Origin of the sequence: Pseudoduganella sp. GCM10020061, assembly GCF_042683405.1 — a bacterium.
Classification (GTDB): domain Bacteria; phylum Pseudomonadota; class Gammaproteobacteria; order Burkholderiales; family Burkholderiaceae_D; genus Telluria.
The window spans coordinates 457615-483169 of sequence record NZ_JBHUJS010000001.1; the positions used below are offsets into that span (position 1 = coordinate 457615).

Sequence of the window (25555 nt, forward strand, 5' to 3'; positions counted from 1 at the left end):
CCGGATTTTGAAAATCGCCACTGGTTCGCGTGGGCTTGCTTGATGCAGATCATGTGCCGGAATCCCCGCTTTCGCCGGGATGACGGGGCAGGCTACTTCGACTTGGCCCGGGGGTGCGCCTTGTCGTAGACCTCGGACAGGTGCTGGAAGTCGAGCGAGGTGTAGACCTGGGTGGACGCGATGCTGGAGTGGCCCAGCATCTCCTGTACCGCGCGCAGGTCGCCGGACGACTGCAGCATGTGCGAGGCAAACGAGTGGCGCAGCACGTGCGGGTGCACGTTGACCGCGGTGCCGGTGCGCAGCGCATGCGCTTTCAGGCGCTGCTGCACCACGCGCGGCGAAATGCGGGTCCCGCGCGCGGTGACGAACAGCGCGTTCGAGCCGTCGCGCGGCGTCTCGCGCACCGCCAGCCAAGCCGCCAGCGCTTCCAGCGCGTGGCTGCCGACCGGCACCCGGCGCATCTTGCCGCCCTTGCCGGTAACGACCACTTCGCCGTTGTCGCGCTCCAGCCAGCCCGCGCAGTCCTTGGTGTAGTGCACGTCCATGCCGGTGAGCTCGGACACCCGCAGGCCGCTCGAGTACATCAGTTCGAACATCGCGCGGTTGCACAGGTCGGCCGGTTCGGGCCCTGCATGCGCATGGCTGGGGGAGCCGACCAGGTGCACCGCATCGTCCACCGACAGCGCCTTGGGCAGCGTCTTCGCCTTGCGCGGCGCGCGCACGCCCTCTGCCGGGTTGGCGGGCAAGGCCACCTGGTGCGAGAGCCAGCCGAAGAAGCCGCGCCAGGCCGACAGCTTGCGCGCGATCGAGCGGGGATTCAGTTCGCGCGAATGCAGGCGCGCGGTGGCGCGGCGCAGGTCGGCGTGGGAGAGGTCGGTCCAGTCCTGGCCTTCGGTCAGCGCGGCCAGTTCATCCAGGTCGCGCCGGTAGTTGACCAGCGTGTGCGGCGACAGCTTGCGCTGGGTGCGCAGGTGCTCGAGGTAGCGCTGCGCGAAGGCAGCCTTGCCGCCGCCGTCCATCGGGGTTCGCTTATGCGCGCAGCGCGGCCAGGGCGGCGCTCGCGGTGTCGCGGATGTGGACCAGGAAGTCGGTGCCCATGCCGGCGCTGAAGCGTTCCGGGTCGGGCGAGCCGAGGATCAGCAGGCCGAAGGCGGTGTCGCCGTCGCGCAGCGGCAGGATCACAGTGGACTGCACGCTGGCCGCGTCGTCCAGCCAGCGCACCGCTTCGAAGTCGTTGTTGCTGCCGCAGTAGGGCGCCATCAGGCTGGAGGCGAACAGGCGCGCATCTTCCGACACGCCTTCGGTGTACCAGGCGCCCTCGTGCTGCCCGGCCAGGTTCCACAGGCGCAGGGTGGCCTGCGGTACGTTGAACGAGGATTTCAGGCTGTCCACCAGCACCTGCGGCAGCGCGGCGGCGTCGCGGTTGCGCAGCAGCGCCTGGGTCCAGGCGTGGAAGCGGTTGGCGATCGCCGCGTTCTCCTGCGCCGTGCGGATCAGGTCCGACATGTGCAGTTCCAGCGTGCGGTACTTGTCGCGCATGACTTCCATCTGGCGCTCCTGCAGCGAGATGGTCTTCCCGGTCAGTGGGCTGGACAGCTTCACGTGGCCCAGCAGGGCGGCGTGCTCTTCAAAAAACTGTGGATTGTCGGCCAGGTATTGGGCGACGAGTGCGGAGTCCAGGGTGTCGATCATCGGGAATGCATACAGGAGGGTCAAGGTGAGCAATTCTAACCGACGCCGTGATCCCGACGGCAATAAAAAGACGTGCTTCGCATGCAGTTGTGGCACCTTGTGCAGGGCGGCGGGAGCACATGCCTGTTACCCGTAAGTAAACGCCTCGTTTAACCCGGCATTTGCTCGTTTAACCTCGCGCCGGATTCGCGATTTTGTTGAACTCCAGAGTGAAACCGCTGGTCTAACGAATGTGACACGCGAGTAAAAAGGAGGATAAACGATGAGAGAGGAGGCATTGTCCGTGCAGGTGCCCACAGGCCTGTTCGTGGACGTGGCTGCGCACCTTCGCAAGAGCGGAGATCAGCGCACCCCGGATGACGTCGTGGCGCTGGCGCTAAAAAACTGGTTGCGGTCCAGCCCGCGCAGGAAAGGCGCTGGCTACCAATGGAAAGAGCTGTTCCTTCCTGATGGCACTGAGCTGCGCATGCGCTACCGCGGGATCTTCTATTACGCGGCTGTGCAGGGTGACCAGCTCATGTATTGCAGCGATCCCGTGTCACCGCGCGGTTTTGTGCTGATGGTGACCGGCACAGTACGCAACCCGTGGCGGGATCTTTGGATCAGGCGCAGCGCGAGCGAGGTATGGACGCGCGCCGACACCTGGCGGGGAACCGTGCCCTGGATGGCTGGAGCCGATCGGCGCCGGCATGTGCGCAGGTGGACCGATTGATTGCGTATGCCAGGATAAAAAAAGACGCCCGAAGGCGTCTTTCTTGTTCCGGTCCCGAAGGATCAGAAGCGGTGACGGATGCCCAGCTGGATCGCGCGGGTGTTCTCGCCAGGAACCTTGGCGAAGCCGCCAGGTGCGCCAGCGGTGCCCGGCACGTACTGGCCGTCGTTCTGGTTCGAGATGAACGAGGTGACTGCGTACACGTCGGTGCGCTTCGACAGGTTGTAGTCGTAGCCGATCGAGAACTGCTTCGCATCGCTGTTGTTCGCGGTGTGGTCGTTCTGGGTCGCTGCCGACACCATGATGCGGCCAGCGCCGATGCGGTAGTGCGCGCCGATCTGGTAGCTGGTTGCATCGATCTGCGAGTTGCGGCCGATGTTGGTGACGAAGATGTTACGCAGCGCCGCCGCGGTAGCCGCGCCCAGTGGGGCAACTTGCGGAGCGATCACGGTATCCCAGCCGCCGATGTAGTCGCGCATCAGGACCGAATTCCGGTTTTCCTGGTCCAGGGCGCCAGCGAAGAACTTCCAGTCGCCCATGGTGTACGAACCGCCCAGGGTGTGGCTGGTCAGCGACTTGTTGTCGTTCTGGTCGTAGCCGCGGTTGAAGCCGTAGCCGAACTCGATGCCGTTGGCCTTGTAGATGGCGTTCAGGCCGACGAACTTGTTGTAGCGGCCCAGGTAGCCCGAGCCCTTGCCGCCATACATCAGCGCAGCGTTGAAGCCGTTCGGGGTGGCGATGCGGTACTGGATCGACTTCTGCGAGCGGATGTCCGCGCCGAATGCCGAGTAGCCGGCGGTGCCGCCGGTGATGCTGCCCCAGGTGCCGGCGGTGCCGGATTCGAAGGTGTCAGCCAGTGCGAACACTTCGTAGCCAGGGGTGTACATACGACCCATCAGGATCGCGCCGCCCGGGGTGATCAGGCCGACGTAGGCGGTACGGTCGAACAGGGCACGTTCCATGTTCACGGCTGGTGCGCCGAACGGCTGGATGGCGTTGCGCAGGCCGGCCACGATTGGTGCCGGCAGTGCGCCCATGCCCTTGGTCAGGTACAGGCCCGGGTTGTCGGACATCAGGGTTGGCTGCTGGGTACCGGTGTCGAGCTCGACACGCGCTTCCAGGTTGAAGATGGCCTTGTAGCCACCGCCCATGTCTTCGGTGCCCTTGAAGCCGATGCGCGAGCCGTCAGCGATACCGGAGGCAATCTTGATTTTCGAACCGGTCGACTTGTGGATGCCGGCATCTGCGATACCGTAGATCTGCACGCTGGACTGTGCCATGACAGGTGCTGCGAAGGCCGCGGCAATCACGCCAGCGATGAGTTTTGCTTTCATTAGGTCTCCAAAAAATTCAATAAACGAACGCGCGTACTAATCCGTATTCATTAAATATGCCATTCTTCAACTTGCTTGTACAGCAAGTTTCCCCGCGGCTCTTGTTGTATTTTCAAAATGAGTCGATAAAACAACACGCCCTGTGCTGCCGGGCGCAGCACAGGGCGTATGGGGTGAAAGATGCCTCAGAAAGCGTGGTTGATGCCGACCGCGTAGTAGCGGGCGTCGGTCTGGTTCTTCTTGTTGGAGGCGTCGGCGTACAGGTAGGTGCGCTTGGACAGGGAATATTCGTAGCCGATCGACAGCTGCCGGGTGCTCGGCAGTCCGTCCGGTTTCTTGCGGCCGAAGCCGGCCAGCAGCTTGCCCGGACCCAAGGTCCAGTTCAGGCCGACCACCCATGCACGCGTTTCCTGGTTGAACAGGCGGGTGTGTTCTTCATCCTGGCGCTGGTAGGACGCCATCAGGTTCAGTGACGGGATCACATACCAGCTTGCAGCTACCGACCACAGGTCCGTCTCCACGGCATTGCGTTCCATTGCCGCCATGAACGCGGCCGGGCCGCGCTTGAACGTGGCGCTGATCGAATACGGGTTGGTCGAGGCCTGCGAATTGGCCGGGTATTGCGGCAGGGCAGGCGTGCCGCGCCCTACGACGGCCGGGCCGCCGTTCGCCTCGCGCGTTGAAATGGTGGCGTTCAGCTGGAAGCCGCCCACCTCCGGCGAGTTGTACCAGAGCGCGTTGGAGAAGCGGTTCTTCGAGTTGCCCGCCATGTTCAGCGGTTCGGACGTGTAGCCGGCGATCGCCAGGTCGGTATAGAAGCCGGCCGTGTGCGGCAGGCCGTGGAAGGGCTCGAACTTGATGATGCTTTCCTGCAGTGCCGTCAGGCCGCGGCCCAGCCGCACCATGCCGAACGCGCCCTGCAGGCCCACCCGCGACTGGCCCTGGAACAGGGGGCGCTGGGCGCCGTTGGCGCCGATCTCGTTGGTGCCGGTGTCGGGTTCGTAACGGATTTCAAGGTGCACCAGCGCCTTCAGGCCGTTGCCCAGGTCTTCGGTTCCGCGAAAACCCAGCGTGTTGTTGGCGCGCTTGCCGACCGCGACGCGCTGGTCGGTCCGCTTGATCAGGCCCGCGTCGATGGTGCCATAGAGTGTGACGTTGCTTTGCGCTGGCGCCGCGCTGGCGAATGCGCCCAGGATGACCAGGGCCAGGAGATGTTTTTTCATAGTCCGTCCTTATTGGTTAGCCCACCTTGAAGGAGCGCGCATCGGGTCGCCGTTTCCATCAGATTTCTGCCGGACAACGCGCCACAAAGCGGAGGTTGCCACGCCCCAAGACGCATCGGATTTGCGCAGGCTCAATAAACTGTTGGTTTGCCAAATTGCATGATTTCCGGTGGGCTAGACTGTGCTTACAAGAAATCAGTCGGGGCGAAATGTTGTGGTTTCACAACTTGCCCTAGGGAAAATCAAAACGCAGAAGGTGGCTCCATGGCGAATCGCGAAGAACTCGGCATCATCCGGATGGCCCGCAGCGGCAAGGCGGACGCGCAGCTGCAGCTTGGCAAGCTCTATCTGTTTGGCAGCGCGGGCCTGCCCCGCAGCGCGACCACCGCGCTGCACTGGCTGGAGCGCGCCGCCCGGCAAGGCTGCGAAGAAGCATGGATGGCCATCGGCGCGCACGTGCCGTTTGAAACCGCGCAGCAGCACGGCGACCGCCTCGCGCCCTGGTTCGAGCGGGCATGGGAGGGCGGCCTGGCGCGCGCCGGCGTGGTGTTCGCACAGCTGGTGCTGAAAGACGGCGCGGCGCCGGAAGAGCGCCGCCGCAAGGCCCGCCACGCGCTCGAGGACGGCGCCCGCGCCGGCTTCCCCGACGCCCAGTGGATGCTGTCCACGCTGGCAGGATCCAGCCATGCCGCCTCGCCGCGCGCGCAGGACGCCTGGCTGCAGCACGCCGCCGGGAGCGGGGTGCACGAAGCCAGGTATGCGCTGGCCAACCATGCCTGGGAGGAGGGCGACACCGACAGCTTCATCGCGCAGGCGCTGCCGCTGGCGCGCGAGCTGGCGGCCAGCGCGCACTGCGGCGGCACCGTCCTGGCCGCGGCGTCGCCGCAGAGCGTGCTGCTGCTGTCGCGCTGCGCCCGCGCGCTCGAATCGGGCGCGGCCGGGCGCTACGACAGCGCGGAGGCGCTGCGCTTCTACGAACTGGCGGCCAACGAGAACGAACCGCACGCGCAGCTGGCGGTCGGCCTGCATTGCGCGCGCATGCGGCTCGATGGCGAGCGCCTTCCTGCCGCGTCGGGCGCGGCCAACTTCCGCAAGGCCGTGCGCTGGCTGACCGCGGCTGCCGAGCAGGGACTGGCCGAAGCCTGGTACGCCCTGTCGCGCATCTACATCAAGTCCGAGTTCTCGCAGCGCAGCCTGCAGGAAGCGGGCCGCTTCCTGGAGCGGGCCGCGGAGATGGGCTACCGCGACGCGCAGCTGGAGCTGGGCCTGGCCACATGGCGTGCGCGCCGCGAGAAGGAAGACAACGACGTACGCGCGCTGTACTGGCTGAAGAAGGCGGCGGTGCAGGGCTGCCGCCAGGCGCTCGAAGCGATGGAAAAGATTGCGCCGCGCCCGGGTGCGTCGCCCGACTTGCCGCCGCCCCAGCAGCTGGAGCGGCTGGCCGAACGCCAGCCCCTGCTGGCCGCGCGGCTGGCGCTGGCCGGCGCGTTCGGGCTCTCGCGCGCCGAGGCGCTGCTGCTGGACGTGAACTCGGCCAATCACGGCCACTGCCTGGTGGTGGACATCCGTTCCAGCTATGGACGCGGCAAGCGCCGCCTGGTGATGGTGCAGACCGAGCGCCAGCGCACGGTGCTGGCGCATGCGCAGCGCCTGTTCGACGGCATCGACAGCACCAATACCGGCCCCGAGGGCAACTACCGCCAGCGCCTGTACCGCCTCAAGACCTGGCTGGCCTCGCAGGCGCAGCCCGCGCCGTCGCGCCCGATCATCGTCCCCGACTACGCCGCCACGCACCGCGAGTTCGCGTAGAGCCACAGCCGGGGACTGTCCCTGCGGGACTGTCCCCTGTCTTTCACCTGGAGTACGGATAAAAAAAGTCCGGGGACGGTCCCGTAGGGACAGTCCCCCAACCCTATACCTCGACGACGCCTTCGAACACGGTGACGGCCGGCCCGGTCATCATGACCGGCTGCCCCTCGCCCTGCCACGCGATCGACAGCACCCCGCCGCGCGCATCCACCCGCACCGGCGAGTCGAGCAGCCCGCGCCGGATCCCCGCGACCACCGCCGCACACGCGCCCGTGCCACACGCCAGCGTTTCGCCCGCCGCGCGTTCGAACACGCGCAGGCGGATGTGATGCCGGTCAACGACCTGCATGAAGCCCACATTGACCTTTTTCGGGAAGCGCGGATGGCGTTCCATCTCCGGCCCGCAGGCTTCCACGGGCGCCGTATCCACGTCGTCTACCACCTGCACCGCATGCGGATTGCCCATCGAGACCACCGACACCAGCACCGGCTGCTCCACGCACGCGAGCGCCAGCGGCCACACGGTATCGCGTCCCTGCGCCTGCCCGTCCAGCCCCGCCGCGTCGAACGGCACCTGCGCCGGGTCCAGCACCGGCGCGCCCATGTCCACCGTGACGTTGCCGTCGTCCTCCAGTCGGGGCGCAATGATCCCGCCCATGGTCTGCACGCGGATGCTGCGCTGCTGCGTCAGCCCCTTCTCGACCACGAAGCGCACGAACGCGCGCGAGCCGTTGCCGCACTGTTCTACCTCGCCGCCGTCGCTGTTGAAGATACGGTAGCGGAAGTCGCAGCCTTCGATGGTCGGCTTCTCGACGATCAGGATCTGGTCCGCGCCGATGCCGAAGCGCCGGTCCGCAAGCCGCGCCCACTGCTCGCGCGTCAGGTCGACCTGCTGGTTGATCGCGTCCACCACGATGAAGTCGTTGCCCGCGCCGTGCATCTTGGTAAAGGTGAGTTTCATGCTGTCCTCAGTACACACCCGGCTCGCCGGGCGGCCGGGTCTTGAAGCGCTTGTGGGTCCAGAAGTATTCGCTCGGCGCCTCGCGCACGCGCGCTTCGATGAATGCGTTCATGCGGCGCGCGCTGCCTTCCAGGTCGCCGCCCGGATAGTCCTGCCACTCCGGGTAGAAGGTCACGCGGTAGCCCTGGTAGTTCGGCAGGAAGGTCGCCACCACCGGGATCACCTTCGCGCCGGTCGCCTGCGCCAGCCTGCCGGGTGCGGTCAGCGTGGCCGCCGGAATCCCGAAGAATGGCACGAACGCCGCGTCCTTGTCGCCGAAGTCCATGTCCGGCAGCATGAAGTAGGGCAGGCCCGCCTTCATCGCGCGGATGATCGGCTTCACGCCTTCCTTGCGCGAGAACAGCTGCACCGGGCGGAAGCGCGAGCGCCCGCGCCGCAGCACTTCGTCGAACACCTTGTTCTTCTGCGCGACGTAGATCGAGCACAGCGACGATTCCAGCATCACCGCCACGCCGGCCACGTCCAGGCACACGAAGTGCGGGCACAGCAGGATGGTGGGGCCGGACTCGATCTGCGCCAGCGGCACGCCCGGCGCATCGACTTTGATCAGGCGGCGCAGGCGCTGTTCGCTCGCCCACCACAGGATGCCGCGCTCCCACACGCTGCGCGCATAGCCCTGGAAATGCTGGCGCGCGATCGCCACGCGCGCTTCTTCCGTCACTTCGGGCATGCACAGGCGCAGGTTGGTGAGCGCGATATGGCGGCGCTTGCGCAGCAGGGCGAACAGCAGCGCGCCGGTCGCGTCGCCGATCCGGCCCAGCACCGGCAGCGGCAGCCAGTGCATGAGCCACATCAACCAGACCAGGACCCTCATGCAGCCGGCCCTTCTTCGGCTGGCGCCTCCACGCCGTCAGGCTGCTTGTAGCGGTTGTAGCTCCAGAAGTACTGCGCCGGGGCGCGCGCGATCAGGTCTTCCATCGCCTTGTTCACGGCGCGCGCCTGCTCGGCCGGGGTGCCGGTCAGGTCGCCCTCGAACGGCACGAAGCGCACCACGAAGCCGCGGCCCTTCGGCAGGCGCTCGGCGTACACCAGGATCACTTCCGCGTGGCCCAGCTGCGCCAGCTTGGCCGGCAGCGTCATCGTGTAGGCGGGACGGCCGAAGTAGTCGGCCCACACGCCTTCGCCTTCCTGCGGCACCTGGTCGGGCAGCACGCCGACCGGCAGGCCCTTCTTGAGGGTCTTGGCCAGGATGCGCACGCCGGACAGGTTGGCCGGCGCCAGGTGCAGGTTGTTGCGCGCGCGCGCGCCTTCCACCAGCGGCTTGAGCGCGGACTTGCGCGGCGGGCGGTACATGACGGTAATCGGGGTGCGCAGTGCGATCTGCTGCGCGGTGATCTCGAAGCAGCCCAGGTGGGGAGTCAGGAACACGATGCCGCGGCCCGCGTCCAGCACCGACTGCACATGCTCCCAGTTCTCCACCGTGGCGTGCGCGTTCACGCGTTCGGGTTTCGCGCACCAGACGAAGGCCAGTTCCAGGATCGCCTTGCCCGATTCGGACACGGCCTGCGACAGGTGCTGGCTGAAACCGGCCAGCGCCATGTTGTCGCGCATCCGGCGGCGGTAGGAGGGCGACAGGCCGTAGACAAGCCACCCCAGTCCCGCGCCAAGGGCATGCAGGAATCGCAGGGGGAACAGGGACAGGAATCGGAAAAGTGGTACTAACATGACAAATCTTAAGTGCGAAGGGACGCCACCTTAGCAAAAATTTTGCAAGGAGCGTAAAATACCACGTTCGTAGTAACCGCTGAGTTAATAGACAACTTGCGAAGCGGTATATAAGTGTCGCTAAAGCGTCGCAAGCTACATGAGTCGCTGCGACAGTTTATTTTGTTACCGATCCAGGAGCTTGCGATGTCTGCCAATGATTACCTCTTCACTTCCGAATCCGTTTCGGAAGGCCATCCCGACAAAGTCGCGGACCAGATTTCCGATTCCATCCTCGACGCCATCCTGGCGCAGGACCCGCGCGCGCGCGTCGCCGCCGAGACCCTGTGCAATACCGGACTCGTGGTGCTCGCGGGCGAAATCACCACCCACGCCAACGTCGACTACATCCAGGTCGCGCGCGACACCATCAAGCGCATCGGCTACGACAACACCGACTACGGCATCGACTACAAGGGTTGCGCGGTGCTGGTCGCCTACGACAAGCAGTCGCCCGACATCGCGCAGGGCGTGGACGAGTTCGAGAACCACGACCAGGGCGCCGGCGACCAGGGCCTGATGTTCGGCTACGCCTGCGACGAAACCCCGGAGCTGATGCCCGCCGCGATCTACTACGCGCACCGCCTGGTCGAGCGCCAGTCGCAGCTGCGCAAGGATGGCCGCCTGCCATGGCTGCGCCCGGACGCCAAGTCGCAGGTCACGCTGCGCTACGTGGACGGCCAGCCGGTCGGCGTGCACACCGTGGTGCTGTCGACCCAGCACGCGCCGGAGATCTCGCAGTCGCAGATCGAGGAAGCGGTGATCGAAGAGATCATCAAGCCGGTGCTGCCGAAGGAATGGCTGAACGGCACCCGTTACCTGGTCAACCCGACCGGCCGCTTCGTCATCGGCGGCCCGCAGGGCGACTGCGGCCTGACCGGCCGCAAGATCATCGTCGACACCTACGGCGGCGCGGCGCCGCACGGCGGTGGCGCGTTCTCGGGCAAGGACCCGTCCAAGGTGGACCGCTCGGCAGCCTACGCGGCGCGCTACGTGGCCAAGAACATCGTCGCGGCGGGCCTGGCGCGCCAGTGCCAGGTGCAGGTCAGCTACGCGATCGGCGTGGCGCGTCCGATCAACATCACCGTGTACACCGAAGGCACCGGCATCATCTCCGACGAGAAGATCGCCCAGCTGGTGATGGACCACTTCGACCTGCGCCCGAAAGGCATCGTCCAGATGCTGGACCTGCTGCGCCCGATCTACGCCAAGACCGCGGCTTACGGCCACTTCGGCCGCGAAGAGCCGGAGTTCACCTGGGAGCGCACCGACAAGGCTGCGATCCTGCGCGACGCCGCCGGCCTGAAGTAAGCAAAGAACGGGGACTGTCCCGACGGGACTGTCCCCTTCTTACGCTAACTGTGCCGATCTGGCGCCAACTGTGCCGATCGCACGCGATCCGCGTGTATCAAGGCGCATCCGCCGCGATCCGTGCCGATCTGCATTGATCTTGTGCTAAAATTCGCGATTCCGAGGAGCGTTGCGACGGACCATGTCCGCCAGGCTCGGAGACCACACCCCAACCGCGCTCACGTTACTTTTTTCAATTCACTGAAAGGAGGGCGTGATGAACGCCGCCGTACTCAAAGCTTCCCAAGACTACATCATCGCTGACATCGGCCTGGCCGCATGGGGCGAAAAAGAAATCAAGATCGCCGAAACCGAAATGCCGGGCCTGATGGCGATCCGTGAGGAATTCGCCGCCAGCCAGCCGCTCAAGGGCGCGCGCATCACCGGCTCGCTCCACATGACCATCCAGACCGCGGTGCTGATCCGCACGCTGGAAGCGCTGGGCGCCAAAGTGCGCTGGGCCTCCTGCAACATCTACTCGACCCAGGACCATGCCGCCGCCGCCATCGCCGCAGCAGGCACGCCGGTGTTCGCCGTCAAGGGCGAAACCCTGGACGAATACTGGGACTACACCCACCGCATCTTCGAATGGCCGTCGGATGCCACCGGCCCGGTGTATTCGAACATGATCCTGGACGACGGCGGCGACGCAACCCTGCTGCTGCACCTCGGCGCGCGCGCCGAGAAGGACATCTCGGTGCTGGACAACCCGACCTCCACCGAAGAGATCTGCCTGTTCAATTCGATCAAGTCGCACCTGGCCGCCGACCCGGCCTGGTACTCCAAGCGCCTGCCGCACATCCTCGGCGTGACCGAAGAGACCACCACCGGCGTGCACCGCCTGTACCAGATGCACAAGGAAGGCCGCCTGCACTTCCCGGCGATTAACGTCAATGACTCGGTCACCAAGTCCAAGTTCGACAACCTGTACGGCTGCCGCGAATCGCTGGTGGACGGCATCAAGCGCGCCACCGACGTCATGATCGCCGGTAAGGTCGCGGTCATCGCCGGCTACGGCGACGTCGGCAAGGGCTCCGCGCAAGCGATGCGCGCGCTGTCGGCGCAAGTGTGGGTCACCGAGATCGACCCGATCTGCGCGCTGCAGGCCGCGATGGAAGGCTACCGCGTCGTCACCATGGACTACGCCTGCGAGCACGGCGACATTTTTGTCACCTGCACCGGCAACTACAACGTCCTGACCGAACAGCACATGCTGAAGATGAAGGACCAGGCGATCGTCTGCAACATCGGCCACTTCGACAACGAGATCGATGTCGCCTCGCTGAAGAAGTACCAGTGGGAGAACATCAAGCCGCAGGTCGACCACGTGATCTTCCCGTCGGGCCGCCGCATCATCCTGCTGGCCGAAGGCCGCCTGGTGAACCTTGGCTGCGGCACCGGCCACCCGTCCTACGTGATGAGCTCCTCGTTCGCCAACCAGACGATCGCGCAGATCGAGCTGTACGCGAACACCAAGGACTACCCGGTCGGCGTGTACACGCTGCCGAAGCACCTGGACGAGAAGGTCGCGCGCCTGCAGCTGAAGAAGCTCAACGCGCAGCTGACCGAGCTGACCGAAGAGCAGGCCGCCTACATCGGCGTATCGGTGGAAGGCCCGTACAAGCCGGAACACTACCGCTATTAATACACCGTCATCCCGGCGCAGGCCGGGATCCATACTGAGCCGGTTTTGCCGCTCGCATTAACTCAGCATGGATCCCTGCCGGCGCAGGGCTGGCGTAATGGAGCTCACTCATGCGACTCGTTCTTACCTGGCTGATTAACGCCATTGCGCTGATGGCGCTGCCCTACCTGATGCACTCCGTGACCGTCACCGACATCCCGACCGCGCTGATCGCCGCGCTGGTGCTGGGGCTGGTGAACACGCTGATCCGCCCGCTGCTGGTGCTGCTCACGCTGCCCGTCACCGTGGTCTCGCTCGGCCTGTTCATCCTGGTGATCAACGCGCTGCTGTTCTGGTTCGTGGCCGAAGTGATCGAAGGCTTCAACGTGGCCGGCTTCTGGTCCGCGATGGGCGCCGCGATCCTGTACTCCATCATCTCGTGGGCCTTGTCCACGCTGCTGTTGAAGAAAAATGACTGACCATAACTTCAGCATCGAGTTCTTCCCGCCCAAGACGCCCGAGGGCGCGGAGAAGCTGCGCACCGCGCGCGCCAGGCTGTCCGAGCTGAACCCGAAGTACTTCTCGGTGACTTATGGCGCGGGCGGCAGCACGCAGCAGGGCACGCTGTCCACGGTCCTCGAGATCATGGAAGCGGGCCAGCAGGCTGCGCCGCACCTGTCCTGCGTCGGCGGCTCGCGCGAATCGCTGCGCGCCGTGCTGGCGGAGTACAAGTCGCACGGCATCCGCCGCATCGTCGCGCTGCGCGGCGACCTGCCGAGCGGCTATGGCGGTGCGGGCGAACTGCGCTACGCCAACGAGCTGGTGGAATTCATCCGCGCCGAGACGGGCGACTGGTTCCACATCGAAGTCGCGGCCTATCCGGAGATGCATCCCCAGGCCCGCTCGCCGCAGGACGACCTGAAGAACTTCGAACGCAAGGTCAAGGCCGGCGCGGACGCGGCGATCACGCAGTATTTCTACAATGCGGACGCCTACTTCGCCTTCCTCGACAATGCGCGCAAGCTGGGGATCGACGTGCCGATCGTGGCCGGCATCATGCCGATCACGAACTACACGCAGCTGATGCGGTTTTCGGAAATGTGCGGCGCCGAGATCCCGCGTTGGGTGCGCCTCAAGCTGGCCAGCTTCGGCGACGATTCCGCCTCGATCAAGGCATTCGGCCTGGACGTGGTGAGCGCGCTGTGCGAACGCCTGCTGAAGGGCGGCGCGCCCGGACTGCACTTCTACAGCATGAACCAGGCGGCCGCCACCACCGCCATCTGGCAACGCCTGGTCTGAGGAAGGGGACTGTCCCCAACGGGGACCGTCCCCCGATCTTTAGCAAGCATGGCCGCTGAGCACGCCAAAGATCAGGGGACAGTCCCTTGCAGGGACAGTCCCCCTGACGCTATTCGGTAATGATGACGTCCAGCGCGACATCATGTTCCGCGCTGTCGAACTCCACCTTCGAAAATGAATACGCCACGCCGACCGTCATCGGTCTGGGCGTTGCTTCCAGCGTGCGGTCGTAGTACCCGCCCCCATACCCCAGCCTGAAGCGCCCTTCGTTATAGCCCAGGCACGGGATCACGACCGCCTCCGGCTGCGGCGCCATGCGCGCATGCGCCGGAATCGCCACCCCCATCTCGTCCTTGATCATCTCTTCGCCCGGCGTCCACTCGGCGAACGCCAGCGCCGCGTCGCGCGCCACCACCACCGGCAGCACCAGCTGCACGCCCAGCGCCTGCAGCTGTGCGCACGCCGGCCCGATGTCCGGCTCGCCCTTCAGCGGCCAGTACACCGCCACCGAACGCGGTTGCGCGCCTTGCCACCACTGCACCAGCCGCGCGCAGATCGCCGCGTCGTAGCGCGCCTTGACTGCCGGCTCGAGCGCGCGCCGGCGCGCCGACATCTCGCGCCTTAATTCAGCCTTGTCCAATCGGGCTCCCGCTGGGCGGGCCTCGCCATCGCATGGTATTCTTTGATCGCAGCTCATACTGACTAGATTAAGAGTGACAACATTGAAGTTCCTGTCCCGATTCCTGGCCGGCTCGCTGCTCGCCGCAACCTGCCTGACCGCCAGCGCACAAGCGACCGAAGGTGCGGCGCAACCACGCGCGGAGGATGACACCTTTCTCCAGCTGCGCGAGGCAGCGCGCAAGGACAACGCGGCGCTCGCCAATGCGCTGGCGTCGCGCATCCCCTCGTACGAAATCCCATCCTACGTTGACTATTATCGGCTGAAACCGCGGCTGGCGGACGCCTCCGAGCAGGAGGTGCGCGCCTTCCTCGCCAAATATCCCAACCACGCGATCGCGGACCGCCTGCGCAACGACTGGCTGCTGGTGCTCGGCAAGCGGCGCGACTGGGCCAACTTCGACTTCCATTTCCCCCAGTTCGTGCTCAAGGACGACACCCAGGTCAAGTGCTACGGACTGCTGTCGCGCGCCGTCAAGGGCCAGAACGTCGCGGCCGAAGCGCGCGCGCTGCTGGTCAATCCGCCATCGTATGTCGAAGGTTGCGCCGCGCTGATCGCCCGGCTGTACGAGACCAGGCAGTTCAGCGAGGACGACCTGGTCACCCAGCTGCGCCTGGCCGGGGAATACGACGCTACCGGACCGGCCAAGCGCACCGCCGTGCTGCTGGGCGGCTCCGAGCGCCATGCCGGCCTGGCGGTCGATGCGCCTGCGCTGGCGCTGGCGCGCGGCCCCGGCGACACCCGCGTCGAGCGCGAGCTGTACATCGTGGCGCTGGGCCGCACCGCGCGCGGCAGCCTCAAACTGGCGACCGCCGCGCTGGAGCGGGTTGCGTCCAGGCTGACGCCCGCCGAGCGCGAGGCAGCCTGGGCGACGCTCGCGCTCCCGGCATCGATCCAGCTGCACGAAGACGCGCACACATACTGGGAAAAGGCGGGCAATGCGCCGCTGTCGCGCGAAGCGCAGCAGTGGAAGGCGCGCACCGCGCTGCGCCGCGGCGACTGGCGCCTGCTGCGCGCCACCATCGAAGCAATGCCCGAGGCGGTGCGCCGCGACCACGCCTGGCTGTACTGGCAGGCGCGCGCGCTGCAGGCCACCGGCGGCAGCCCGGAGCAGGCGCGCGAGCTGTACCAGTACATCGCCGACCAGGGCACCTTCTACGGCCAGCTGGCGCTGGAGGAACTGGGCCGCATGGTGGTGGAACCGGTGCCGCCCGCACCGCCGACAGCGGCGGAAATGGCGGCGGTGCAGGCGAACCAGGGCTTTCGCCGCGCCCTGAAATTCTTCGACATCGGCCTGCGCCTGGAAGGCCTGCGCGAGTGGAACTGGGAACTGCGCAGCATGGACGAGCGCGCCCTGCGCGCGGCCGCCGAATTCGCGCGCCGCAACGACGTGCTGGACCGCATGGTGCACACCGCCGAGCGCATGAAGGGCGACGCCGACTACAGCCAGCGCTTCCCCGCGCCCCACGCGGACATCCTCGGCCCGGCCACGCACGAGCTGGGCCTGGACAAGGCCTGGGTGTATGGCCTGATCCGCCAGGAATCGCGCTTCAACAGCGATGCGCGCTCGCACGTCGGCGCCTCCGGCCTGATGCAGGTCATGCCATCGACCGGTAAATACGTCGCGGGCAAGATCGGACTGGACGAATACAGGCCGGGCAAGCTGACCGACCTGCGCACCAACCTGGTGCTGGGATCGAACTACCTCAACATGATCATGGGCCGCTTCGAAGGCTCGCAAGTGCTGGCCACGGCGGCGTACAATGCAGGGCCCGGCCGCGCGCGCAGCTGGCGCAACAAGATGACCGCCGCGATCGAAGGCGCCGTGTTCGCCGAGACGATTCCGTTCTCGGAGACGCGCGGCTATGTCAAGAACGTGATGGCCAACGCGACCAATTACGCTGCAATGTTCGAGAAGAAGCCCCAGTCGCTCAAGGCACGCCTTGGCAAGGTCATGCCGGTGGAGGGCAGCGGCGCACAACCCTAGGGAGAACAACAATAATGAAAGAGCTTTCAGTTGTCGTATTCGGTGGTTCCGGCTTCATCGGCAGCCACCTTGTCGCCCACCTCGCGGAGCAAGGCTGCCGCGTGGTCGTTCCCACCCGCCGCTACGAAAGCGGCAAGCACCTGATCCTGCTGCCGGGCGTCGAAGTGGTCGAAGCGGACATCAACGACGACGCCGTGCTGCGCCGCCTCGTGCATGGCAAGGACGCCGCCATCAACCTGGTCGGCATCCTGCATTCGCGCCGCGGCAACCCGTACGGCCCGGATTTCAAGCGTGCCCACGTCGAGCTGCCCCGCCGGATCGTCGCGGCCTGCGCAGCCGAAGGCGTGCCGCGCTTCCTGCACATGAGCGCCCTGGGCGCCGCAGCCGAAGGCCCTTCCGAATACCAGCGCTCCAAGGCGGACGGCGAAATGGCCGCACGTTCCGAGCCGACCGTCGCCGCCACGATCTTCCGCCCGTCGGTGGTGTTCGGGCCGGGCGACAAATTCCTCAACGTGTTCGCGCGCGTGCAGCGCTTCATGCCTTTCCTGTGGATCCCCGGCGCATCGGTGGACTTCCAGCCGGTGTACGTTGGCGATGTCGCGCGCGCTTTCGCACATGCGCTGACCGACGTGAAAACGCGCCACCTGGTGTACGACTTCGGCGGCCCGACCATCTACTCGCTGGGCGACCTGGTGCGCCTGGCCGGCCGGTATTCGGGCAACCCGCGCCGCGTGTTCGAGATGCCGATGGGCCTGGGCCGCATCGTGGCAGCCTTCCTGGAGCTCCTGCCGGGCAAGCCGCTCATGAGCCGCGACAACCTCGATTCGATGAAGGTCGATAACGTGGTCGATCCGGCCATCCAGCGCAGCACCGCCGCCGCGCTGGGTATCCGCCTGACCGCGCTGGAGGCCGTCGCGCCGCACTACCTGCGCGCCGACCACCGCTTCGACGACCTGCGTGCGCGCGCCGGCCGCTAACCTGACCACGATCCCATGCACACCACCAAACTCCATCCGGCGCTCAGCCAGGCCTTCGATGCCGCGCGCAGCCCGGGCCTGACCCTCGTCATCGGCAACAAGAACTACTCGTCGTGGTCGATGCGGCCGTGGGTCGCGATGACGGCGTTCGGCATCCCGTTCACCGAAGTGCGCATCCTGCTCGACCAGCCCGAGACGCAGTCGCGCATCGCCGAGTATTCGGCGGCCGGCCGTGTGCCGGTGCTGGTCGCCGGCGAGATGTCGATCTGGGATAGCCTGGCCATCTGCGAATACATCGCCGAGCAGTTCCCGGAAAAGCACCTGTGGCCGCAGGACGTCGCCGCGCGGGCGATGGCGCGCTCGGTGGTCGCCGAAATGCACTCCGGCTTCGCCGACCTGCGCAACGCGATGTCGATGAACATCCGCGCCAGCCTGCCGGGCCGGGGCAGGACGCCGAATTCGCAGGCCGACATCGGCCGCATCTGCGAAATCTGGGAAGAATGCCTGGCGCGCTTCGGCCACCACCGCTTCCTGTTCGGCGACTTCTCGATTGCCGATGCGTTCTATGCGCCGGTCGTGATGCGCTTCAGGACCTACGGCGTGTCGCTCGCGCCGGCGCTGCAGGCGTATTGCGAGCGGGTGCAGGCGCACCCGGCGGTGGCACGCTGGGTCAGCGAGGCGCTCGCCGAAACCGAGCGCGCCGCCTTCCACGAAGACGAGCCCCCACAGTAATGAAGACTTATGTGGTCGGCGGCGCGGTGCGCGACGCCTTGCTCGGGCTCCCCGTCAAGGACCGCGACCACGTCGTCGTCGGCGCGACGCCCGAGCAGATGGTCCGGCTGGGCTACCGCCCGGTCGGCAAGGACTTCCCCGTGTTCCTGCATCCGCGCACCCAGGAGGAATACGCGCTGGCGCGCACCGAGCGCAAGACCGCGCCCGGCTACCACGGCTTCGTGTTCCATACCGAGCCCACCGTGACGCTCGAGGACGACCTGGTGCGGCGCGACCTGACCGTCAACGCCATCGCGCAGGACGAGGATGGCACGCTGGTCGATCCCTTTGGCGGGCGTGCCGACATCGAGCGGCGCGTATTCCGCCACGTGTCCGGCGCGTTCGCGGAAGATCCGGTGCGCATCCTGCGCCTGGCCCGCTTCGCCGCGCGCTTCCCCGACTTCACCGTCGCGCCGGAGACCCTGGCGCTGATGCGGCGCATGGTCGATGCGGGCGAAGTCGATGCGCTGGTCGCCGAGCGCGTCTGGCAGGAGCTGGCGCGCGGGCTGATGGAGGAAAAGCCTTCGCGCATGTTCGAAGTGCTGCGCGATTGCGGCGCGCTCGCGCGCATCCTGCCTGAGCTGGATGCGGCGTGGGATGCTCCGCCCGGCGCCGGCGCGCACATGATGCAGGTGATCGACTGCGCGGCAGCGCACGGGTACGGGCTGTGCGTCAGGTTCGCCGCGCTGATGCTCGGGGTGGGCGGCCAAGGCGGCGAGGCCGGCGGGCTGGCGCGCATCGACGCAGTGAGCCGGCGCCTGCGCGTGCCCAACGACTGCCGCGACCTGGCTGTCATGGCGCTGCGCGAACGGAACGCCGTGGACCATGCGGCATCGCTGGACGCCGAGGCGACGGTCAGGCTGTTCGAGCGCTGCGACGGTTTCCGCAAGCCGGAACGCTTCGCGCAGCTGCTGCTGGCCTGCGAATGCGGCGCGCTCGGCGGCGACGAGCTCTTGCGGCAGCACCGCCGGCTGCTGCAGGCGCTGGCGGTGGCGCGCGGGATCGATGCCGGCGCCATCGCGGCCGGAGCGGCCGGCGGGCGCGATGCCATCCCGGCGGCAATCCATCAGGCCCGCATCGCGGCCGTGCAGGCCTTGCACGGGACCGGTGCGTGACGGGGAGCGCCGCAAGCTTGAGGTAAAATACCCGCATTGCTGCACTGCACAAATCCTGTCCTGATGCCGGGAGGGAAGACCCGATGACCAAGCTGTTCCGCAACCCATTGCGCCATTTCCTTTCCTCGCGGGAGGAGGACGGCCAGCGGCCGCGCCGCGCGGTGCTGGTCAAGGAATTGGGCGAGCGCGACCGGCATCGCGTCCGCAAACACTTCCTGGCCCTGGACGAAGCGGACCGCCTTCTGCGCTTCGGCAACAAGCTGGGCGACCAGCAGATCATCGACTATGTCGACCGCCTCGACTTCAAGCGCGACACCCTGTACGGCGTGTACAACCGCACCTTCCGCCTGGACGCCGTGGCGCACCTGGCGTTCGCGCCCAAGACCGCGGTGCCGGGCCATTTCGATACCGAGAAGGAGATGATCGCGGAGTTCGGCGTCTCGGTGCTCAAGCACGCGCGCGGCATGGGCCTCGGATCGGCGCTGTTCGAGCGCGCCGCCATCCATTGCCGCAACAACGACGTCGACACGCTCTACATGCACTACCTCACCCGCAACAAGGCGATCATGCACATCGCGCAAAAGGCGGGCATGCAGGTCGAGCGCGACTTCAGCGAGTCGGAAGCCTACCTCAAGATCCTGCCGCCCAGTCCCGGCAGCGTGCTGCAGGAAGCGCTGCAGGAGCAGTTCGCCACCATCGACTACACGCTCAAGGCGCAGGTGCGCGCCGCCACCAAGCTGTTCGAACCGCCGCGCAAGCGGCCTGGCCGGGACAGCGAATGAGGCGGCCGGCCTAGACGATCGGCAGGGCGGTGGTGTCCTTGATGCGCTGGAGCGCAAAGCTCGATTTCACGTCCGCGACGGCCGGGTGGGTGAGCAGCGTCTTCATCATGAAGCGCGAGAAGTGGTCCATGTCCTCGACGTGCACGCGCAGCAGGTAGTCCATTTCTCCCGTCATCGCGTAGCAGGCGACGACCTCGGGCCAGTTCTCGACCGACTTGGCGAACTCCGCGTGCGGCGTGCTGGCGCTGCTGCTCGCGCTGTGCTTTTCCAGCCGCACGTTGACGTAGGCGATCAGGCCCAGTCCGATCTGGGCCGGGTCCAGCAGGGCCACGTACTGCCGGATCACTCCCGCTTCCTCCAGCCGCTTGATGCGCCGCAGGCAGGGCGACGGCGACAGGCTGACGCGTTCCGCCACCTCCTGGTTGGACAGCCGCCCGTCCTGCTGCAGGATGGCGAGAATCTTGCGGTCCGTTTTATCCAGCGACACCTTTGGCATAAAATCCTCTTTTGATCTAACCGAGCGCAATATTATTGCTCAACCAGCCCTCCTGCGGGCAAGGTTTGCAATTTTATTCTGGACGCACCCGTTTATACTGTGCGGATAAAAACTGGAGGGACTTATGCAATTCACGCCTTGGGACAACCCGATGGGGACGAACGGTTTCGAATTCGTCGAGTACGCTGCGCCGGACCCGGTCGCATTGGGCAAGCTGTTCGAACAGATGGGCTTTACCGCGATCGCGCGCCACCGTACCAAGGACGTGACCTTGTACCGCCAGGGCGAGATCAACTTCCTGATCAACGCCGAGAAGGACTCGTTCGCGCAGCGCTTCGCGCGCAAGCACGGCCCGTCCGTCTGCGCCTTCGCGATCCGCGTCGACGACGCCGCATTCGCCTACAAGCGCGCGCTGGAACTGGGCGCCTGGGGCTTCGACAACAAGAACGGCCCGATGGAGCTGAACATCCCGGCCATCAAGGGCATCGGCGACTCGCTGCTGTACTTCGTCGACCGCTGGCGCGGCAAGAACGGCACCACCGGCGGCATCGGCGACATTTCGATTTATGACGTGGACTTTGTCGCGATCCCGGGCGTGGACCAGAACCCGGTCGGCAAGGGCCTGACCTACATCGACCACCTGACCCACAACGTCTATCGTGGCCGCATGAAGGAATGGGCAGCCTTCTACGAGACCCTGTTCAACTTCCGCGAGATCCGCTACTTCGACATCGCCGGCAAGCACACGGGCCTGAAGTCCAAGGCGATGACTTCCCCATGCGGCAAGATCCGCATCCCGATCAACGAATCGTCGGACGACAAGTCGCAGATCGCGGAATACCTGGACCAGTATTCGGGCGAAGGCATCCAGCACATCGCGCTGGGCACCGACGACGTGTACCACAGCGTGCAGGAACTGATCAGCGCTGGCGTGCCAATGCAGGACACCATCGAGACCTACTACGAGCTGGTCGACCGCCGCCTGCCGAACCACGGCGAGAATGTGGAAGAACTCAAGCGCATGCGCATCCTGATCGACGGCCACTCCGACGACAAGGGCCGCGAGCTGCTGCTGCAGATCTTCACGCAGAACGTGATCGGCCCGATCTTCTTCGAGATCATCCAGCGCAAGGGCGACCAGGGCTTCGGCGAAGGCAACTTCCGCGCCCTGTTCGAATCGATCGAGCTGGACCAGATCCGCCGCGGCGTCCTCGAAGACACCACCGCCAAGTAAGAAAAGGGGACTGTCCCGGAACAGGACCGTCCCCAGCTTTTTAGCCAGCACGCAAAGAACGCCCCCGCATATAAAAGAGCCGGGGACGGTCCCCCGCGGGGACAGTCCCCCTCGCCCCGCATTACCGGAGACACGCAATGAACGCACCCCTGGACCGCTCGCAAATCGAGCCGGCTGACGGCATTTCGCTTGACGACAAATGGACGCTGGAGCGCGGCCGCGCCTTCATGACCGGCACCCAGGCGCTGATCCGCCTGCCGATGATGCAGCGCGAGCGCGACCTGAAGGCCGGCCTGAACACCGCCGGCTACATCTCCGGCTACCGCGGTTCGCCAGTGACCAGCGTGGACATGACGGCGATGAAGGCGAAGAAGCACCTCGACGCCCATCACATCAAGTTCAATCCGGGCATCAACGAGGACCTGGCCGCGACCGCCGTGTGGGGCACGCAGCAGACCAACCTGTTCCCGGGTGCGAAGTACGACGGCGTATTCGGCATGTGGTACGGGAAGGGCCCGGGCGTGGACCGCTGCGGCGACGTCTTCAAGCACGCCAACAGCGCTGGCTCCTCGAAGCACGGCGGCGTGCTGGTGGTGGCGGGCGACGACCACGCGGCGAAGTCGTCGTCGGTGGCGCACCAGTCGGACCACATCCTCAACGCTTGCGGCATCCCGGTGCTTTATCCATCTTCGGTGCAGGAGTACATCGACTACGGCCTGCACGGCTGGGCGATGAGCCGCTACACCGGCCTGTGGGTCGCGCTCAAGTGCGTCACCGACATCATCGAATCGGGCGCGGTGGTCGAGCTGGACCCGGACCGCGTGCAGATCGCGATGCCGACCGACTTCGAGCTGCCGGAGGGCGGCCTGAACATCCGCTGGCCAGATCCGGTGCTGGACCAGGAAGCGCGCATGAACTCGTACAAGTGGTACGCCGCGCTGGCGTACGCGCGCGCCAACAAGCTGAACAAGATCATCTGGGACAGCCCGAACGCGCGGATCGGCATCATCACCGCCGGCAAATCGTACATCGACACGCGCCAGGCGCTGGCCGACCTTGGCATCGACGAGCAGGCGGCGGCCGACATCGGCCTGCGCCTGTACAAGATCGGCATGACCTGGCCCCTGGAAGCGGACGGCGTGCACGAATTCGCGCGCGGCCTTGACGAAATCATCGTGGTGGAAGAGAAGCGCCAGATCCTCGAATACGCGCTCAAGGAAGCGCTGTACAACCTGCCGGACGGCGAGCGTCCGCGCGTGGTGGGCAAGTTCGACGACACCGGAGAGTGGAACAACCACGACAACACCGGCCACGGCGACTGGCTGCTGCCGGCGACCTACGAACTGAACCCGGCGCAGATCGCGCGCGCCATCGCCAGCCGCATCTCGCACTACTGCGCCGGCCACCCGGTCGCGCAGCGCGTGCAGGAGCGCGTCGCCTTCCTGGAAGCGAAGGAACTGGTGCTCAAGACCATCAACACCAAGCCCGACCCGCAAAAGGACCGCACCCCGTTCTTCTGCTCCGGCTGCCCGCACAACACCTCGACCAAGGTGCCGGAAGGCTCGCGCGCGCTGGCCGGCATCGGCTGCCACTACATGGTGCAGTGGATGGACCGCGAGACCGCGACCTTCACCCACATGGGCGGCGAGGGCGTGACCTGGGTGGGCCAGGCCGACTTCACCAACGAGAAGCACGTCTTCACCAACCTCGGCGACGGCACCTACTTCCACTCCGGCCTGCTGGCGATCCGCGCGGCGGTGTCGGCCAAGGTGAACATCACCTACAAGATCCTCTACAACGACGCGGTCGCGATGACCGGCGGCCAGAACGTCGACGGCCCGCTCGATCCGGGCATGATTTCGCGCCAGATCGCGGCCGAAGGCGTCTCCCCGATCATCGTCGTCACCGACGAGCCTGAAAAATACCCGGCCGACTACGCCTGGGCGCCGGGCGTCACCGTGCGCCACCGCTCCGAGCTGATGGACGTGCAGCGCGAACTGCGCGAAGTGAAGGGCGTCTCCGCCATGATCTACGACCAGACCTGCGCATCCGAAAAGCGCCGCCGCCGCAAGAAGGGCGAGTTCCCTGACCCGGCCAAGCGCGCCGTCATCAACGAAGCGGTGTGCGAAGGCTGCGGCGACTGCTCGGTGCAATCGAACTGCCTGTCGATCGAACCGCTGGAGACGGAACTGGGCCGCAAGCGCCAGGTCAACCAGTCCTCCTGCAACAAGGACTTCTCCTGCACTACCGGTTTCTGCCCGAGCTTCGTGACGGTAGAAGGCGGCACGCTGAAGAAGCCGAAGAAGGCTGCTGCGGCCGAAGCGCCGGTTGCGCTGCCAACCCCGGCGATGCCGTCGGCCGACCAGCCTTACGGCATCATCGTCACCGGCATCGGCGGCACCGGCGTAGTCACGGTGGGCCAGATCCTTGCGGTCGCCGCGCACATCGAGAACAAGGGCGCCATCGTGCTGGACATGAGCGGCCTCGCGCAGAAGGGCGGGCCGGTCATGTCGCACGTGCGCATCGCCGCGCGCCAGGCCGACCTGCACTCCACGCGCGTGGGCACCGGCAGCGCGGACCTGGTGATCGGCTGCGACCAGATCGTCACCGCCAGCCGCGATGCGCTGTCGCGCATGGGTGAGGGCCGCACCTACGCCGCCATCAATTCCACCGGCGCCACCACCGCGGCCTTCGTCAAGAACCCGGACTGGCAGTTCCCGGGCGAGTCCTCGCGCGCCGAAATCGTGCGTGCCTGCGGCCAGGCCAACGTCGACTTCGTCGATGCGGGCGCGATCGCCACGGCGCTGATGGGCGACTCGATCGCCACCAACATGTTCATGCTCGGCTTCGCGTTCCAGAAGGGCCGCGTGCCGCTGGCCGAAGCGTCGATCATGAAAGCGATCGAACTCAATGGCGTGGCGGTCGGCTTTAACAAGTCCGCCTTCAACTGGGGGCGCAGCGCGGCGCACGACCTCGCATCCGTGAGCAAGGCGGCAACGCCTGCCAAGGACATCGAATTCAAGCGCAGCGAAACGCTCGACCAGGTCGTCGCACGCCGCGTCGAACTGCTCACCGCCTACCAGGATGCTGCCTACGCCGCGCAGTACAAGGCATTCGTGGACGAAGTGCGCGCCAGCGAAGAGAAGCTCGGCAAGGGCACCCGCTTGTCGGAAGCGGTCGCACGCTACTACTACAAGCTGATGGCCTACAAGGACGAGTACGAGGTCGCGCGCCTGTACACCAGCGGCGCCTTTGCCGACAAGGTCGCCGGCATGTTCGATGGCGAAGTGACGCTCAAGTTCCATCTCGCCCCGCCGCTGCTGGCGAAGAAGGACAAGCAGGGCCACCTGGTCAAGCGCGAGTTCGGCCCGTGGATGATGGGTGCGTTCGGCGTGCTGGCGAAGTTCAAGGGCCTGCGCGGCACCGCCTTCGACATCTTCGGCCACACCGATGAGCGCAAGATGGAGCGCGCCCTGATCAAGGAGTACCGCGCCACCGTGTCCGGCCTGCTGCAACAGCTGACCGCCGACAACCTCGCGCAGGCGGTCGCGATCGCCTGCATCCCGGAGGAGATCCGCGGCTTCGGCCACGTCAAGGAACGCCACGTCAAGGCGGCCAAGGCCAGGGAGGCGTCGCTCATCGCCGCCTTCCACGCCCCGGCCGCGCGCGTGGCCTGACGCCATCGCGCATCAGGGGGCTGCCGGCGGCAGTCCCCTGCGTTAGCAGGCTGATATGGCGGAATTCCG

At 66.2% G+C, this 25555-nt stretch carries 22 protein-coding genes and 1 riboswitch; of the genes, 13 read left to right on the forward strand and 9 right to left on the reverse strand.

Features of this window, described 5'->3' with window-relative positions; translation table 11 throughout:
• Nucleotides 1-92: 92 nt before the first annotated feature.
• Complete coding sequence (gene xerC / locus ACFSQR_RS02035) at nt 93-1019, reverse strand: tyrosine recombinase XerC (protein ID WP_377727538.1); 927 nt, start codon at nt 1017-1019, stop codon at nt 93-95.
• A 10-nt stretch (nt 1020-1029) separates the two neighbouring features.
• On the reverse strand, nt 1030-1692 hold the full coding sequence (locus tag ACFSQR_RS02040) for a DUF484 family protein (protein ID WP_377727541.1): 663 nt from the start codon (nt 1690-1692) through the stop codon (nt 1030-1032).
• Between the two features lie 262 nt (nt 1693-1954).
• Here ACFSQR_RS02040 and ACFSQR_RS02045 point away from each other — a divergent pair, with 262 nt between their 5' ends.
• Nucleotides 1955-2404 carry a hypothetical protein gene (locus ACFSQR_RS02045; protein ID WP_377727543.1) on the forward strand — a complete coding sequence of 150 codons (450 nt, stop codon included), beginning with the start codon at nt 1955-1957 and terminating at the stop codon, nt 2402-2404.
• A gap of 62 nt (nt 2405-2466) precedes the next feature.
• Here the strand turns inward: ACFSQR_RS02045 and ACFSQR_RS02050 are convergent, their stop codons facing one another.
• Nucleotides 2467-3738 carry a porin gene (locus ACFSQR_RS02050; RefSeq protein ID WP_377727544.1) on the reverse strand — a complete coding sequence of 424 codons (1272 nt, stop codon included), beginning with the start codon at nt 3736-3738 and terminating at the stop codon, nt 2467-2469.
• A gap of 185 nt (nt 3739-3923) precedes the next feature.
• Nucleotides 3924-4961 (reverse strand): porin, encoded by a 1038-nt coding sequence (locus tag ACFSQR_RS02055; protein ID WP_377727547.1) that lies wholly within the window; start codon nt 4959-4961, stop codon nt 3924-3926.
• A gap of 264 nt (nt 4962-5225) precedes the next feature.
• On the opposite strand from ACFSQR_RS02055, the gene ACFSQR_RS02060 reads away from it, so the two are divergent.
• On the forward strand, nt 5226-6770 hold the full coding sequence (locus ACFSQR_RS02060) for an SEL1-like repeat protein (protein WP_377727548.1): 1545 nt from the start codon (nt 5226-5228) through the stop codon (nt 6768-6770).
• 103 nt (nt 6771-6873) lie between these two features.
• Here the strand turns inward: ACFSQR_RS02060 and dapF are convergent, their stop codons facing one another.
• The 3 genes from dapF to ACFSQR_RS02075 are packed head-to-tail and all read right to left on the reverse strand — an operon-like array spanning nt 6874 to nt 9456.
• A complete protein-coding gene (gene dapF, locus ACFSQR_RS02065; protein ID WP_377727551.1) occupies nt 6874-7731 on the reverse strand; it encodes a diaminopimelate epimerase in 858 nt (285 codons plus the stop codon).
• A 7-nt stretch (nt 7732-7738) separates the two neighbouring features.
• A complete protein-coding gene (locus tag ACFSQR_RS02070) occupies nt 7739-8605 on the reverse strand; it encodes a lipid A biosynthesis acyltransferase (protein WP_377727554.1) in 867 nt (288 codons plus the stop codon).
• Nucleotides 8602-9456 (reverse strand): lysophospholipid acyltransferase family protein, encoded by an 855-nt coding sequence (locus ACFSQR_RS02075; RefSeq protein WP_377727556.1) that lies wholly within the window; start codon nt 9454-9456, stop codon nt 8602-8604. The genes ACFSQR_RS02070 and ACFSQR_RS02075 overlap by 4 nt, the downstream gene beginning before the upstream one ends.
• A gap of 186 nt (nt 9457-9642) precedes the next feature.
• On the opposite strand from ACFSQR_RS02075, the gene metK reads away from it, so the two are divergent.
• The 4 genes from metK (at nt 9643) to metF (ending at nt 13768) form a co-directional block, all read left to right on the forward strand.
• The gene (gene metK, locus ACFSQR_RS02080) at nt 9643-10806 is read left to right on the forward strand and encodes a methionine adenosyltransferase (protein WP_377727559.1); all 1164 of its coding nucleotides are present in this window, start codon (nt 9643-9645) and stop codon (nt 10804-10806) included.
• Nucleotides 10807-10963: 157 nt separating this feature from the next.
• Nucleotides 10964-11033, forward strand: a riboswitch (S-adenosyl-L-homocysteine riboswitch).
• A 29-nt stretch (nt 11034-11062) separates the two neighbouring features.
• Nucleotides 11063-12490, forward strand: a complete 1428-nt coding sequence (gene ahcY / locus ACFSQR_RS02085) for an adenosylhomocysteinase (RefSeq protein ID WP_377727560.1) — start codon at nt 11063-11065, stop codon at nt 12488-12490.
• 110 nt (nt 12491-12600) lie between these two features.
• Nucleotides 12601-12948: a phage holin family protein gene (locus ACFSQR_RS02090; RefSeq protein ID WP_377727563.1), complete on the forward strand. Its 348-nt coding sequence runs from the start codon at nt 12601-12603 to the stop codon at nt 12946-12948.
• On the forward strand, nt 12941-13768 hold the full coding sequence (gene metF / locus ACFSQR_RS02095) for a methylenetetrahydrofolate reductase [NAD(P)H] (protein ID WP_377727565.1): 828 nt from the start codon (nt 12941-12943) through the stop codon (nt 13766-13768). The genes ACFSQR_RS02090 and metF overlap by 8 nt, the downstream gene beginning before the upstream one ends.
• A 109-nt stretch (nt 13769-13877) precedes the next feature.
• Here metF and ACFSQR_RS02100 read toward each other — a convergent pair whose 3' ends face one another.
• Nucleotides 13878-14408 (reverse strand): 5-formyltetrahydrofolate cyclo-ligase, encoded by a 531-nt coding sequence (locus tag ACFSQR_RS02100; protein WP_377727568.1) that lies wholly within the window; start codon nt 14406-14408, stop codon nt 13878-13880.
• A gap of 73 nt (nt 14409-14481) precedes the next feature.
• Here ACFSQR_RS02100 and ACFSQR_RS02105 point away from each other — a divergent pair, with 73 nt between their 5' ends.
• The 5 genes from ACFSQR_RS02105 to ACFSQR_RS02125 all read left to right on the forward strand — a co-directional run bounded on the left by ACFSQR_RS02105 (nt 14482) and on the right by ACFSQR_RS02125 (nt 20079).
• Nucleotides 14482-16434 carry a transglycosylase SLT domain-containing protein gene (locus ACFSQR_RS02105; protein WP_377727570.1) on the forward strand — a complete coding sequence of 651 codons (1953 nt, stop codon included), beginning with the start codon at nt 14482-14484 and terminating at the stop codon, nt 16432-16434.
• 14 nt (nt 16435-16448) lie between these two features.
• Nucleotides 16449-17411, forward strand: coding sequence for a complex I NDUFA9 subunit family protein (locus tag ACFSQR_RS02110; RefSeq protein WP_377727573.1), 963 nt, complete (start codon nt 16449-16451; stop codon nt 17409-17411).
• Between the two features lie 15 nt (nt 17412-17426).
• A complete protein-coding gene (locus tag ACFSQR_RS02115) occupies nt 17427-18143 on the forward strand; it encodes a glutathione S-transferase family protein (protein WP_377727576.1) in 717 nt (238 codons plus the stop codon).
• A complete protein-coding gene (locus tag ACFSQR_RS02120) occupies nt 18143-19297 on the forward strand; it encodes a multifunctional CCA addition/repair protein (protein WP_377727579.1) in 1155 nt (384 codons plus the stop codon). The genes ACFSQR_RS02115 and ACFSQR_RS02120 overlap by 1 nt, the downstream gene beginning before the upstream one ends.
• Before the next feature lie 83 nt (nt 19298-19380).
• On the forward strand, nt 19381-20079 hold the full coding sequence (locus ACFSQR_RS02125) for a GNAT family N-acetyltransferase (RefSeq protein WP_377727581.1): 699 nt from the start codon (nt 19381-19383) through the stop codon (nt 20077-20079).
• 10 nt (nt 20080-20089) lie between these two features.
• On the opposite strand, the gene ACFSQR_RS02130 is transcribed toward ACFSQR_RS02125, so the two are convergent.
• Nucleotides 20090-20575 (reverse strand): Lrp/AsnC family transcriptional regulator, encoded by a 486-nt coding sequence (locus ACFSQR_RS02130; protein WP_377727584.1) that lies wholly within the window; start codon nt 20573-20575, stop codon nt 20090-20092.
• Between the two features lie 124 nt (nt 20576-20699).
• Between ACFSQR_RS02130 and hppD the strand changes: the two genes are divergently transcribed.
• Together hppD and ACFSQR_RS02140 are read left to right on the forward strand one after the other, a co-directional pair.
• Complete coding sequence (gene hppD / locus ACFSQR_RS02135) at nt 20700-21809, forward strand: 4-hydroxyphenylpyruvate dioxygenase (protein ID WP_377727586.1); 1110 nt, start codon at nt 20700-20702, stop codon at nt 21807-21809.
• 137 nt (nt 21810-21946) lie between these two features.
• Nucleotides 21947-25486 (forward strand): indolepyruvate ferredoxin oxidoreductase family protein, encoded by a 3540-nt coding sequence (locus tag ACFSQR_RS02140; protein ID WP_377727589.1) that lies wholly within the window; start codon nt 21947-21949, stop codon nt 25484-25486.
• The last annotated feature ends 69 nt before the right edge of the window (nt 25487-25555 follow it).